Source organism: Pseudomonas viridiflava (genome assembly GCF_001642795.1).
GTDB classification, from domain to species: domain Bacteria; phylum Pseudomonadota; class Gammaproteobacteria; order Pseudomonadales; family Pseudomonadaceae; genus Aquipseudomonas; species Aquipseudomonas viridiflava.
Window position 1 is genome coordinate 245123 of the sequence record NZ_LKEH01000023.1, and the last position, 13339, is coordinate 258461.

The 13339-nt window shown below is 58.5% G+C and carries 14 protein-coding genes; 8 read left to right on the plus strand and 6 right to left on the minus strand.

Annotated elements, in window-relative coordinates:
• Position 1: 1 nt before the first annotated feature.
• Positions 2–550: a gamma carbonic anhydrase family protein gene (locus AO065_RS09985; RefSeq protein ID WP_004882504.1), complete on the minus strand. Its 549-nt coding sequence runs from the start codon at positions 548–550 to the stop codon at positions 2–4.
• Positions 551–626: 76 nt separating this feature from the next.
• On the opposite strand from AO065_RS09985, the gene prlC reads away from it, so the two are divergent.
• Positions 627–2714: an oligopeptidase A gene (prlC, locus tag AO065_RS09990; RefSeq protein WP_161987266.1), complete on the plus strand. Its 2088-nt coding sequence runs from the start codon at positions 627–629 to the stop codon at positions 2712–2714.
• Positions 2711–2998 carry a YheV family putative zinc ribbon protein gene (locus tag AO065_RS09995; protein ID WP_004882506.1) on the plus strand — a complete coding sequence of 96 codons (288 nt, stop codon included), beginning with the start codon at positions 2711–2713 and terminating at the stop codon, positions 2996–2998. Before prlC ends, AO065_RS09995 begins: the two co-directional genes overlap by 4 nt.
• 65 nt (positions 2999–3063) lie before the next feature.
• Here AO065_RS09995 and AO065_RS10000 read toward each other — a convergent pair whose 3' ends face one another.
• From AO065_RS10000 to AO065_RS10015, 4 genes are all read right to left on the minus strand, one after another.
• Complete coding sequence (locus AO065_RS10000; RefSeq protein ID WP_004882507.1) at positions 3064–3351, minus strand: hypothetical protein; 288 nt, start codon at positions 3349–3351, stop codon at positions 3064–3066.
• Positions 3352–3408: 57 nt separating this feature from the next.
• Positions 3409–3642 (minus strand): hypothetical protein, encoded by a 234-nt coding sequence (locus tag AO065_RS10005; protein WP_004882508.1) that lies wholly within the window; start codon positions 3640–3642, stop codon positions 3409–3411.
• Positions 3643–3828: 186 nt separating this feature from the next.
• Positions 3829–4359 (minus strand): PI-PLC domain-containing protein, encoded by a 531-nt coding sequence (locus AO065_RS10010; RefSeq protein WP_004882509.1) that lies wholly within the window; start codon positions 4357–4359, stop codon positions 3829–3831.
• Positions 4359–4829 (minus strand): phosphoinositide-specific phospholipase C-related protein, encoded by a 471-nt coding sequence (locus AO065_RS10015; RefSeq protein WP_004882510.1) that lies wholly within the window; start codon positions 4827–4829, stop codon positions 4359–4361. The genes AO065_RS10010 and AO065_RS10015 overlap by 1 nt, the downstream gene beginning before the upstream one ends.
• 238 nt (positions 4830–5067) lie before the next feature.
• Between AO065_RS10015 and AO065_RS10020 the strand changes: the two genes are divergently transcribed.
• The 3 genes from AO065_RS10020 (at position 5068) to AO065_RS10030 (ending at position 8707) form a co-directional block, all read left to right on the plus strand.
• A complete protein-coding gene (locus tag AO065_RS10020) occupies positions 5068–6126 on the plus strand; it encodes a PA0069 family radical SAM protein (RefSeq protein ID WP_004882511.1) in 1059 nt (352 codons plus the stop codon).
• A 206-nt stretch (positions 6127–6332) separates the two neighbouring features.
• On the plus strand, positions 6333–7073 hold the full coding sequence (locus AO065_RS10025) for a carbonic anhydrase (protein WP_004882512.1): 741 nt from the start codon (positions 6333–6335) through the stop codon (positions 7071–7073).
• Between the two features lie 101 nt (positions 7074–7174).
• The gene (locus tag AO065_RS10030; protein ID WP_004882513.1) at positions 7175–8707 is read left to right on the plus strand and encodes a SulP family inorganic anion transporter; all 1533 of its coding nucleotides are present in this window, start codon (positions 7175–7177) and stop codon (positions 8705–8707) included.
• Positions 8708–8816: 109 nt separating this feature from the next.
• On the opposite strand, the gene AO065_RS10035 is transcribed toward AO065_RS10030, so the two are convergent.
• Complete coding sequence (locus AO065_RS10035) at positions 8817–9467, minus strand: hypothetical protein (RefSeq protein ID WP_032651081.1); 651 nt, start codon at positions 9465–9467, stop codon at positions 8817–8819.
• Between the two features lie 354 nt (positions 9468–9821).
• Here AO065_RS10035 and coxB point away from each other — a divergent pair, with 354 nt between their 5' ends.
• The 3 genes from coxB to AO065_RS10055 all read left to right on the plus strand — a co-directional run bounded on the left by coxB (position 9822) and on the right by AO065_RS10055 (position 13339).
• Positions 9822–10943, plus strand: coding sequence for a cytochrome c oxidase subunit II (gene coxB / locus AO065_RS10040; protein WP_032651083.1), 1122 nt, complete (start codon positions 9822–9824; stop codon positions 10941–10943).
• Positions 10944–11160: 217 nt separating this feature from the next.
• Positions 11161–12753 (plus strand): cytochrome c oxidase subunit I, encoded by a 1593-nt coding sequence (ctaD, locus tag AO065_RS10050; RefSeq protein WP_004882516.1) that lies wholly within the window; start codon positions 11161–11163, stop codon positions 12751–12753.
• Between the two features lie 7 nt (positions 12754–12760).
• Positions 12761–13339: a cytochrome c oxidase assembly protein gene (locus AO065_RS10055; protein WP_004882517.1), complete on the plus strand. Its 579-nt coding sequence runs from the start codon at positions 12761–12763 to the stop codon at positions 13337–13339.

Consider the following 13339-nt stretch of genomic DNA (forward strand, 5'->3'; position numbering starts at 1 on the left):
TTCAGCATGGCTGGTCAAAGCCTTCCGCCAGGTGCTGATCCTTGAGTTTCACGTAGTTGGTGGCGCTGTAAGGGAAGAATGCGATTTCCTGTTCGGTCAGCGCCCTCACCTGCTTGACCGGACGGCCTACATACAAAAAGCCGCTTTCCAGCACCTTGCCCGGCGGCACCAGGCTGCCCGCACCGATGATCACCTGATCTTCCACCACTGCGCCGTCCATGATGGTCGAGCCCATGCCGATCAGGATCCGATTGCCGATGGTGCAGCCGTGCAGCATGGCCTTGTGGCCGATGGTCACTTCATCGCCGATCAGCAGGGGAAAACCGTCGGGATTGAACGGTCCGGCGTGGGTGATGTGCAGCACACTGCCGTCCTGCACGCTGGTGCGCGCACCGATGCGAATGTGGTGCATGTCGCCGCGCACAACGGTCAATGGCCAGATGGAGCTGTCGGCGCCGATTTCCACATCGCCGATCACCACCGCCGAATGGTCGACGAAGGCCCGTTCGCCGAGCGATGGTGTGTGGTCCTGAAACTTGCGAATGGCCACGATAGGCTCCTTCTTTGGCAGTGATAGGTGAGTGAAGCGGGTTTCGATGCTGCGGTCGGCGTCGATTGTAATTAAGATGCAGGAGTGTTTCTTCCAGCCAAGGTGCAAAACCGTGAGCGCGAACAACCCGCTTCTGCAATCGTACGACCTGCCACCCTTCTCGGCGATCCGTGCCGAGCATGTCAAACCTGCCATCGAACAGATTCTGGCGGACAACCGCGCTGCAATTGCCGACATTCTCGCCAAACAGGGATCGACACCGACCTGGGCCGGACTGGTGCTGACCATGGATGAGTTGAATGATCGCCTGGGCGCCGCCTGGAGCCCGGTCAGCCACTTGAATGCCGTGTGCAACAGCGCCGAACTGCGCGAAGCCTATGAATCCTGCCTGCCTGCGTTGAGCGCCTACTCCACGGAGATGGGCCAGAACCGCGAGCTGTTCCAAGCCTATGAAGCGCTGGCCAACAGCCCGGAAGCGGCGAATTTTGATGTCGGCCAGAAGACCATTCTGGAGCAATCGCTGCGTGACTTCCGCCTGTCCGGTATCGACTTGCCGCCCGAGCAGCAGAAACGTTATGCCGAAGTGCAGAGCAAGCTGTCGGAACTGGGCAGCCAGTTCTCCAACCAGTTGCTGGACGCCACACAGGCCTGGACCAAGCTGGTTGCCGATGAATCCGCCCTCGCTGGCCTGACCGACTCGGCCAAGCAGCAGATGGCCGCCGCCGCCAAGGCCAAGGATCTGGACGGCTACCTGATCACCTTGGAGTTCCCGAGCTACTACGCGGTGATGACCTACGCCGAAGACCGCGCGCTGCGTGAAGAACTCTACGCGGCCTACTGCACTCGCGCGTCCGACCAAGGCCCGAATGCCGGCAAGAACGACAACGGCCCGGTCATGGAACAGATCCTCGACCTGCGTCAGGAACTGGCCCAACTGCTGGGTTACGCGAACTTCGCGGAACTGAGCCTGGCGACCAAGATGGCCGAGTCCAGCGATCAGGTGCTGAGTTTTCTGCGCGACCTGGCCAAGCGCAGCAAGCCGTTTGCCGTGCAGGATCTGGAAGAGCTCAAGGCTTACGCGGCCGAACAGGGTTGCCCGGATCTGCAAAGCTGGGACAGCGGCTTCTATAGCGAAAAACTGCGTGAGCAGCGTTACAGCGTTTCCCAGGAAGCCCTGCGTGTCTACTTCCCGATCGACAAGGTGCTGAGCGGCCTGTTTGCCATCGTTCAGCGTCTGTACGGCATTGAAATCGCTGAGCAGAAAGGCTTCGACGCCTGGCATCCGGACGTCCGTCTGTTCGAAATCAAGGAAAACGGTCAGCACGTCGGCCGCTTCTTCTTCGACCTGTACGCCCGCGCCAACAAGCGTGGCGGCGCCTGGATGGACGGCGCTCGCGACCGTCGTCGCACCGCTGAGGGCACTCTGCAGAGCCCGGTTGCCAATCTGGTCTGCAACTTCACTCCGGCAGTCGGTGGCAAGCCTGCACTGCTGACCCACGACGAAGTCACCACGCTGTTCCACGAGTTCGGCCACGGCCTGCATCACCTGCTGACTCGTATCGATCACGCGGGTGTATCCGGGATCAATGGTGTGGCATGGGACGCGGTCGAGCTGCCAAGTCAGTTCATGGAAAACTGGTGCTGGGAGCCGGAAGGCCTGGCGCTGATTTCCGGTCACTACGAAACCGGCGCACCGCTGCCCCAGGACTTGCTGGAAAAGATGCTCGCTGCGCGTAACTTCCATTCCGGCCTGATGATGGTGCGTCAGCTGGAGTTCTCGCTGTTCGACTTCGAACTGCACGCCACCCACGGCGATGGCCGCAGTGTGCTGCAGGTGCTGGAGGGCATTCGTGACGAGGTGTCGGTCATGCGTCCACCGGCCTACAACCGTTTCCCGAACAGCTTCGCGCACATCTTCGCGGGCGGCTACGCAGCGGGTTACTACAGCTACAAGTGGGCTGAAGTGCTGTCGGCCGATGCGTTCTCGAAGTTTGAGGAAGACGGCGTGCTCAATGCCGAAACCGGTCGTGCTTTCCGCGAAGCCATTCTGGCCCGTGGCGGTTCACAGGCACCGATGGTGCTGTTCGTCGACTTCCGCGGACGCGAGCCGTCGATTGACGCACTCTTGCGCCACAGTGGTTTGAGTGAGGACGCGGCAGCATGACCGATACACCTGCGGTCGTTACCAAGAAGCGCTTCATCGCCGGGGCTGTCTGCCCGGCGTGCAGCGAGCCTGACAAGCTGATGATGTGGAGCGAAGACGACGTGCCGCACCGCGAGTGTGTGCACTGCGGCTATAGCGATACGCTCAACGAGCAGGGGCTTTCGGTGCCGAAAGAACTGGGCACTCGGGTCAACAAGGTGGTGGTCAAGCCGGCTGATCCGAAGGTGCAGGGCGTGCAGTTCTTTCCGAATCCGAAGTTGAAGAAGCCGGTTGATCCGAGCTGAAGAAGTTCTGATGCCATGTTCCATAAGGGGCGCAAAGCGACCCCTTATGGACGGCAGGTGAAAGGTCAACTTTTTATAGAGAGATCCATTTTCATGAATGCATTGACCAGTTCAAGCAGGATGTCGTCGTCTTTCGCGTCGGTCTTCTGGTTGCCGTCTACATCAGCTTTACTTTTGACAGTATCGTAAGGCACCCCTTTTCCGCGTGCTGTTACAAATGCAGTAAATTCGATATCTCCCCGTGTGCCTGTCCGCTCGTTGGCAAGCTCGCTGTTCCAGAATTCGACTATTACCTCGGGCGTGTCATCGCCCTCTATGTCCTCGACGGACAGCCTGACTTCATAGTTGGCCATTTCAATGTTCTCCTTTCTCTTATTCGGTCGATCCATGAGCCATCGGACCGTGGCGGGTTATCTTTCAGTCAATTCAACGATTTTTTCCCTGAACGACAGGGCAAGGTCGATCAGCATGTCTTCAGCGATTTCAGGGTCGCCCTGAATGTCGAGTTCATATTCCTGTCGGGTGTCGAGCGTCAGTACAACAGCGCTTAAAAACTCATCATCTTCAAATAATTCAGCACTGATCTCGGGATACTTTTTTTTATTTAAATCATCTGCCGCCAATCGAACCACATACGTCGCCATCACCCACCTCGCTGTCAGGTAAGTTGCCAGCGTCGGGTCGAGTCTGGCGTCCAGTTACGCTAGTCCTCATTCAAAAGTACGTCTACTGTCAGAAGTGACAGGTGGCAATATGTACGCGGCTGCCATTCTGGTTTCCATGTATCAAGGGCTCGCCTGATCAGACGAGCCTTTGTTCCAGCACCCACTTCAAGGCACCTGGATTTCCACCCGGGAAACCTTGCCATTAAGCCCGTTGTACTTGAAGTAGTTCACGCGGTAGTCGTCGGTCTCAAGCGTACGTTCAAACTCATGAACGATAACGTGCTCGGAAATACCGATGTCCCGTTTGACGTCGACCGTGGCGTAGTCGTCGTCAGTGCTGGCGTGGGGACTGTCGAAAACGGTAATCCGTGTGCCTTTTGCGATACCCGACAGCGAAAGCGATTGAGCCTCATCGTTCTCGCAACCCATTTCGGGCAGAAGCAGTGTTTGTGTACCGTTGGGGATCACGCACACCGTGTCTTGCGTCCTGTCGGCACCATGGCCTTCCCACAAGTAGATCCCGCCCTGGGTCAGCGCTCGTGTGTAGGCCAGTGTGTCGCCATTCTGATAGTTGTTGATGCCAATGAAGTTTGGCGTGACGCCACAGTTATCAGTGCGGTGCCTGAGGTAGGTCAGGTTGTTGTCGAAGGAGCCAGAGTCGAAGGTCGTGGAGGTGGCGGTGTGGAACTGATTCATCAGAAACAGCCGGTTCCAGCGCTTGCCTGTTTCCCGGGCCACTGTTCGGCCAGTTCAGGCACGCTGGCGAAGACCTGCTGAAGGTCGTCGCGGGTTACGTAGCTTTCCAGGAACAGCGTGACCACTTCAGCTGGATTGGCTTTGAGGAATGGAATGAATTCATTTTTCAGATGATTGCCCCAAGGTCCATAGCAGGCGAGGCTCTTGTGACACACGATTATTCGATTGAAACCCTTCTGCTTGTGATCCGTGTAGAGGTCGAGCATGAAGCCCCGTACGCCATCTGATAACTGCTGGGGCATTTCCTTGAGGTTCTGGTTTATTTTTTCGTACGAATTGTGGGTCGTGACCCAGTGGTACTGATCAAATGGCTTGCTGCCGTCAGAAAGCCCGGCCGCATGGGCCTGCATGAAGGAGAGCGATAACATTGAAGCGCCTGTCAGGGTCGCTAAGGAAAAAACGGTGTGCATGCCTGAAATCCTTTTCAGTGCGGATAGTGAGATCGGACGTGCTTTTCCATAAGCCGTCCGGGGACGAGTGATAACGGAATGGCGTCGGCAAGGGAAACGCTTTCCTGTTACCGGATTTGAAAACGGCCATCGCCCATCAACAGCCCGCTGTGCCGTTTGTCAGGGTGACGGGTATTTAATGAGTGGCCATTTGCGTGGTGCTGTACTGTATATAAAAACAGTATTCAGGCGACACTCCATGTCCAGTTCCTCTCCGATTCGCGGCCGCGGAACCGCCACCAACCCGCACAACCGCTTCGCACCCAGTCGCTCCGTTGCCGAGGATGATGGCTGGTATCAGGAAGTGCCGATGACTCAGGGCACCACGGTCACTTTAGAGACCGCCAAGAGCATCATCACTCGCAACAGCTCGCCGGACATTCCGTTTGATCGCTCGATCAATCCTTATCGAGGCTGTGAGCATGGCTGCATCTACTGCTTCGCCAGGCCCAGCCATGCGTACTGGGACATGTCGCCGGGGCTGGATTTCGAGACGAAGCTGATCGCCAAGACCAACGCGGCGGCGTTGCTGGAACAACAGCTGTCCAAGCCCGGTTACCGCTGCGCGCCAATCACGCTGGGTGCCAATACCGATCCTTACCAACCCATCGAGCGTGAGCATAAAATCACTCGGGCCACGTTGGAGGTATTGCTGCGCTATCGTCACCCGGTCAGCATCATTACCAAAGGCTCGCTGATCCTGCGTGACCTGGATCTGCTGGCGGAAATGGCCAGGCTGCGGCTGGTGTCGGTGTTCATCAGCCTGACGACGCTGGACGACGAGCTCAAGCGCATCCTCGAGCCGAGGGCCGCAGCACCCAAGGCACGGTTGAGGGCGATCAAGGTGTTGCGTCAGGCCGGTGTGCCGGTTGGCGTGCTGTGCGCGCCGATCATTCCGATGATCAATGACAGCGAGCTTGAAGCCATGCTGAGCGAGGCGAAAGCGGCAGGTGCCTTGAGCGCAAGTTATGTGATGCTGCGCCTGCCACTCGAAGTGGCGCCCTTGTTCGACGAGTGGCTGAAGACGCATTACCCCCAGCGCGCCGATCATGTGTTGAGTCTGATCCGCCAGAGCCGGGGCGGTGCGCTGTACGACAGCCAGTTTGGCACTCGCATGCGCGGTGAAGGTCCATTTGCAGACCTGCTTGCTCAACGTTATGCGATGTCGATCAAGCGATTGGGATTGAACAGGCGTGAGAGTTTCGTGCTCGATTGCGACGCGTTTTGCCCTCCGGGCGGGCAGATGTCATTGCTGTAACGAACTTGGGACTATCGTGCAAACCCGCATGCCAGAGCGGTCGCATTCAGTTTCACTTAAGCTTGGGCCTTTAGTCTGTAACTCGGAGTGACACCAGCGGTAGCGTTCAAAGGATTTGTTCGTGAGGCCAAACAACAGGGATCACATCCGGCTCTGGTTAAGCACGCATGAGAAATCCACATCAATCCGTCAGAGAGGATGAAGACATGAGAGACATGGATAAACAGCCGTCGGCTACGTCGGCCAGCACACATAGCCACTCGGATAGCGCCGACGTAGCGTTGAAACATATCGTCGATGGCTTCGTACATTTTCGTAAGGAAGTCTTCCCCCAACAGGAAGAACTCTTCAAGAAACTGGCTACCGCGCAATCGCCGCGAGCCATGTTCATTACCTGCGCGGATTCGCGCATCGTTCCCGAGCTGATCACTCAGAGCTCGCCGGGCGACCTATTCGTGACCCGTAACGTCGGCAACGTCGTTCCGCCGTACGGCCAGATGAACGGTGGTGTATCCACGGCTCTGGAATACGCGGTCGTCGCGCTGGGCGTACAACACATCATCGTCTGCGGTCACTCTGACTGCGGTGCCATGCGAGCGGTGCTCAATCCCGACAGCCTGGACAAGATGCCGACGGTAAAAGCCTGGCTGCGCCACGCAGAAGTTGCCCGTACCGTCGTTGAACAGAATTGCAGTTGCAGTGGCGAGCTGGAAACCATGCAGGTCCTGACACAGGAAAACGTGATTTCCCAGTTGCAGCACTTGCGCACGCACCCTTCGGTTGCAGCCAAGATGGCCAGCGGTCAGCTGTTCATTCACGGCTGGGTCTACAGCATCGAAACCAGTGAAATCCTGGCCTATGACGCTGAAAGTGACCGCTTCGTGCCGCTCGACGGCTCGGGCCCGACACCGATGGCTTCCCCGAAAGCACGCTTTTCAGCTGACTGATATCAGTCACGGCTGACGGCACACCCTTCTTTAGCTGGTGGCGGCTGCGCATGGAGCGCGCCGCCAGCTTTGCCTCGTCTGAAGAATCCTGGAGAAGTGTCATGGGTGCTACAGCATTGAAATCCGTTTTACCACGGGAGCTGCTCGCTTCCGTGGTCGTGTTCCTGGTGGCCCTGCCCTTGTGCATGGGTATCGCAATCGCATCCGGCATGCCACCTGCCAAGGGCCTGATCACCGGTATCATCGGTGGTCTCGTCGTCGGCTGGCTGGCCGGCTCGCCCTTGCAGGTCAGCGGTCCGGCCGCAGGCCTGGCGGTATTGGTCTTCGAAGTGGTGCGAGAGCATGGAATGGCGATGTTGGGGCCGATTCTGCTGTTGGCAGGTCTGCTTCAATTGCTGGCCGGTCGCTTCAAGCTCGGTTGCTGGTTCCGTGTCACGGCACCGGCCGTGGTCTACGGCATGCTCGCCGGTATCGGCATTCTGATCGTGCTGTCACAGGCCCATGTGATGTTCGACAGCGGACCGAAACCCTCCGGGCTGGATAACCTGATCGGTTTCCCGACGACGCTGGTCCAGGCCTTTGGGCCGGGATCGGGTATGCAAGCCGGTATGCTGGGCCTGGGTACCATCCTGATCATGTGGGGCTGGGACAAGATTCGTCCTGCGTCGCTGCGCTTCGTTCCGGGTGCGCTTCTGGGTGTCGGTATCGCGACCGCCATCAGCCTGTTTATGGCGCTGGACGTCAAGCGTGTCCAGGTACCTGAAAACCTCTCCGACGCCATCGACTGGCTACGCCCTGCCGACCTGATGAACCTGGCCGATCCTGCGATCCTGATCGCGGCCATCGCCGTGGCCTTTATCGCCAGTGCCGAAACACTGCTCTCTGCCGCAGCGGTCGACCGCATGCACAGCGGCGTGCGTTCGGACTTCGACAAGGAGCTGAGCGCCCAGGGCGTGGGTAACATGCTGTGCGGCCTGCTGGGCGCCCTGCCGATGACGGGTGTGATCGTGCGCAGTTCGGCCAACGTTCAGGCCGGTGCGACAACCCGCTTCTCGACGATTTTCCACGGCCTGTGGCTGCTGGCGTTCGTCCTGCTGCTGTCCAGCGTGCTGCAGAGCATTCCGGTCGCGAGCCTTGCAGGTGTGCTGGTGTACACCGGTCTGAAGCTGGTCGATCTGAAGACGTTCAAGGGGCTGGGTCGCTACGGTCGCATGCCGATGTTCACGTACGCCGCCACCGCTGGCGCGATCATCTTTACCGACCTGTTGACGGGCGTTCTGGTCGGCTTCGGTCTGACACTGGTCAAGCTGGCGCTCAAGGCTTCGCGACTGAAGATCAATTTGGTCGAGCTGCCGGGCAAGAACGAGTACGAGCTGCGTCTGGTGGGTGCGGCGACGTTCCTCAAGGTGCCAGCGCTGACTCAGGTGCTGGGCACCGTTCCGGTTGGCAGCACGTTGCATGTGCCGCTGAACAACCTGTCCTACATCGATCACTCCTGTTTGGAACTGCTTGAAGACTGGGGGCGCGCCAATGCCGCTCACGGGACGAAGCTGGTGATTGAACCTCGGGGCTTGAAGCGTCGACTCGAAGGAAGGGTGTACACCAACACGGGGATTGGCTCAGGCGCCGCCTGATTCAATCTGCTGTTGATGATCGGCACAGGGAGCCGGATGGGTCTTCGCGTAGCAGCGGAGCATCATCCGGCTCCTTCCTTTGCGGCGAAGACATGAATTCGGTGGCGAATCAGCCCGCGGAACGTTCCAGTTCCAGACCGATACCCAATTGACGTGACAGACTCGGCCAGCGCTTCCAGGCGGCTTCGGTGTCGGGGCTGCTTAGTTTCTCGCGATAGGCCTCGACGGAGTCCAGCGCGAAATCTTCATCATCAAGCAATTGATCGACGGCATGGTGGACAGCCTCGTCCAGTTGGTTGGCAAACTGTTCGCCGATCACCTGATGGGCGATCACGCTCGCAACTGTCGTGTTGGACGGGATCAGCGGCTGGCCGAAGTGCTTGATGTAAAGATCGTTCACTTCCTCGACCAGACGATGCGCCAGATAGGCTTCGTCCAGCAGGCTGTCGAGTCCTTCGTGGCCTTGCATGATGTCAGGTGGTGCAGTGAAAAAGTGCTCGGCAATCCTGAGCACCGGTCTGATTTGTCCTTCGATTCCCGCTTCGATTGCCACCTCGTGAGCGGCGTCCAGCAGGTCGGGGACCAGATCGATATACGCAGTGACAAAACGCGTCAGTGCGCCCTGTGCGTCAACTTCGGGCAGGTGGATGGCAGGATGAAGGTGCGGAAGCTGAATTTTCAGCTGTTGCAGCAACTGGCCTGTCTCGGCCTCGTGCTGGTGTGCTCGTTGGATCTGCTCGCGCAATGCGGCCGTGTTCATGACGGTATGGGCTCCTGAAAGCATATAACCAGGTGGGTGTTATTGATCAAAGTCATACGTTAGCTTGATTAACTAAATACCTCAGACGTTTTTGTCATAACCGATTCACATTTATATGCTTTCGCTCTAAAAAGCTTATTTTTGAGCGTTTTCCCAAGGATCAACCGGCAAATCCGCTTCGTGTTTGCCACGATGCACTCATCCGGCGCTGCGGTGCGTTCCTCGTGCCGTGTCTATACTCCACGTCTGAGGAAGTCGGCTTGTGGCCTCTGGTCACGGTCCTGCAGTCGGTAGCCCACTGCCTTGCCCGCGGCGTGATCCGCGTAGAACAAGAGTGTGTGGGGGGAACCCGAAATGCGGCATCCAAGGGTCTGGATGGGCCTGCTGCTGTGGTCAGCGTTCGAGCAGACACACGCAGACTGGACGACCAACATGTCACCCGGCGCGTCAGTGGTCAGCGGAGCCGTGTTCGATCTGCACATGACCATCTTCTGGATCTGCGTGGTGATCGGCGTGGTGGTGTTTGGCGCCATGCTCTGGTCGATAGTTGCGCATCGTCGATCTTCCGGCCAGAAGGCTGCGCATTTCCATGAAAACACCACGGTCGAAATCCTCTGGACCGTCGTTCCGTTCCTGATACTGGTCGCCATGGCGATTCCAGCCACCCGCACCCTGATCAGCATGTACGACGCCAGCGAGTCGGACGTCGATATCCAGATCACGGGGTATCAATGGAAATGGCACTACAAGTACCTGGGGCAGGACGTCGAGTTCTTCAGCAACCTGGCCACCACCACTCATCAGATCCATAACCGTGACGACAAGGGCGAGCACTACCTGCTGGAAGTGGATCAGCCTCTGGTGCTGCCCGTCGGCGAGAAGATCCGCTTTCTGGTCACTGGAGCCGACGTGATCCACTCCTGGTGGGTGCCAGCGTTTGCGGTCAAGCGCGACGCGGTACCCGGGTTCATTCACGAAGCCTGGACGCGGATCGAAAAGCCCGGCATCTACCGAGGCCAATGTACCGAACTGTGCGGCAAGGACCACGGCTTCATGCCCATCGTGGTGGATGCCCGCTCGCCCGCCGATTATGAAAGCTGGTTGGCCGGGCGAAAGCAGGAGGCCGCGAGGCTCAAGGAGCTGACCAGTAAGGACTGGACCCGCGAAGAGCTCATCGCCCAAGGCGACAAGGTCTATCACACCGTTTGCGTGGCCTGCCACCAGCCCGAAGGGCAAGGGCTGCCGCCGATGTTCCCGGCCCTCAAGGGCTCGAAGATCGCCACAGGTCCGATTGCCGATCACTTGAACATCGTCGTCAACGGCAAACCGGGCACAGCCATGGCGGCGTTCGGCAAACAGCTGTCAGAGGTGGATATCGCCGCCGTCGTGACCTACGAGCGCAACGCCTGGGGCAACAACAAGGGCGACATGGTCACGCCCAGGGAAGTGCTGACGCTCAAGCAGGTGCAGCCATGAATGGGGTGCCGTTTCGCAGCGAAGGAGACCGTGGGAGGCGCCACCACGTCTTCGACGTAGCGCTCTCGCACAGCAAACACCGGACTGTGGGAGGCGGCTTGCCGGCGATGAACGATGACGCGATTTTTCTGATACACCGCATTGATTTCATCGCCGGCAAGCCGCCTCCCACAAGAGCAGTGTCCATTCAGCACATCCTTTGCCTCGGGAGACCGACATGAGTGCAGTGATTGACGACCATGGCCACGCTGGCCATGAGCATGCCCACGGTCCGGCCAAGGGCCTGATGCGCTGGGTGCTGACCACCAATCACAAGGACATCGGCACGATGTACCTGTGGTTCAGTTTCAGCATGTTCCTGCTGGGCGGTTCGTTCGCCATGGTGATTCGCGCCGAGCTGTTCCAGCCGGGTCTGCAGATCGTCGAGCCTGAGTTTTTCAACCAGATGACGACCATGCATGGCCTGATCATGGTCTTTGGCGCCGTGATGCCTGCCTTCGTCGGACTGGCCAACTGGATGATCCCGTTGATGATCGGCGCGCCGGACATGGCACTGCCGCGCATGAACAACTTCAGCTTCTGGTTGCTGCCTGCGGCGTTCCTGTTATTGGTTTCAACCCTGTTCATGCCCGGCGGCGGACCCAATTTCGGCTGGACCTTTTACGCCCCGTTGTCCACGACCTATGCACCCGAAAGCGTGACTTTCTTCATTTTTGCCATTCATATGATGGGTATCAGCTCAATCATGGGGGCGATCAATGTGGTGGCGACCATCCTGAATCTGCGCGCGCCGGGCATGACGCTGATGAAAATGCCGTTGTTCGTCTGGACCTGGCTGATCACCGCCTTTCTGTTGATCGCCGTGATGCCGGTGCTGGCCGGGTGCGTGACCATGATGCTGATGGACATCCACTTCGGCACCAGCTTCTTCAACGCGGCAGGCGGCGGTGATCCGGTGCTGTTCCAGCACGTGTTCTGGTTCTTCGGTCATCCCGAGGTGTACATCATGATCCTGCCTGCCTTCGGAGCAGTCAGTTCGATCATCCCGGCGTTCTCGCGCAAGCCGCTGTTCGGCTACACCTCGATGGTCTATGCGGTTGCGGCCATTGCGTTTCTGTCCTTCATCGTCTGGGCGCATCACATGTTCGTGGTCGGCGTACCGTTGGTGGGCGAGCTGTTCTTCATGTACGCCACCATGCTGATCGCCGTGCCGACCGGCGTGAAGGTGTTCAACTGGGTCAGCACCATGTGGAAAGGGTCGCTGACGTTTGAAGCGCCGATGCTGTTTGCCGTGGCGTTCGTGATTCTGTTCAGCATCGGCGGGTTTTCCGGGCTGATGCTGTCGATTGCGCCTGCGGATTTTCAGTATCAGGACACTTACTTCGTGGTGGCGCACTTTCATTACGTGCTCGTGCCCGGAGCGATCTTCGGGATCTTTGCGTCGGCGTATTACTGGCTGCCGAAGTGGACCGGGCACATGTACGACGAAACCCTGGCCAAACTGCATTTCTGGCTGTCTTTCGTGGGCATGAACCTGGCGTTCTTCCCCATGCATTTCGTCGGCCTGGCCGGCATGCCGCGCCGGATTCCGGATTACAACCTGCAGTTCGCCAATTTCAACATGCTCTCGTCGGTTGGCGCCTTCACCTTTGGCGCAACCCAGCTACTGTTTCTGTTTATCGTGATCAAAACCATCCGGGGCGGCGCACCGGCACCGGCCAAGCCCTGGGACGGTGCCGAGGGGCTGGAGTGGAGCCTGCCCTCGCCTGCGCCGTATCACACCTTCAGTACACCGCCGGACGTGAAGTGAGTTGCGCATGAACCAGACATTGCCTCTCAAACGACTCATCACCCGCCTGCTGCTGATGACCTTGGTCATGTTCGCCTTCGGCTTCGCGCTGGTGCCGCTTTACGACGTGATGTGCAAGGCGTTTGGCATCAATGGCAAGACCGGCGAGCAGTATCAGGGCACGCAAGTCATCGATGAAACACGTCAGGTGAAAGTGCAGTTCCTGTCATCCAATTCGGCTGGCATGGTCTGGGCGTTCTATCCCCGGACGGACCAGATAGAGGTTCATCCGGGTGCGGTCAACGAGATGATATTCGTGGCGCAGAACCCGACCGACCAACCGATGAAAGCCCAAGCCGTACCCAGTATATCGCCGGGTCAGGCCGCAGCCTATTTTCACAAGACCGAGTGCTTCTGTTTCACCCAGCAAGTGCTGCAACCGGGTGAGCGTATCGAGATGCCGGTGCGTTTCATCGTCGATCGCGACCTGCCCGCAGAGGTGAAGAACCTCACGCTGGCCTACACGCTGTTCGACATCACCGAGCGCCACACGCCCGCTGTGCCGGTGGCCAAAAGGCTCGAAAGAGCGGTGGTCAAAGGAGACTGA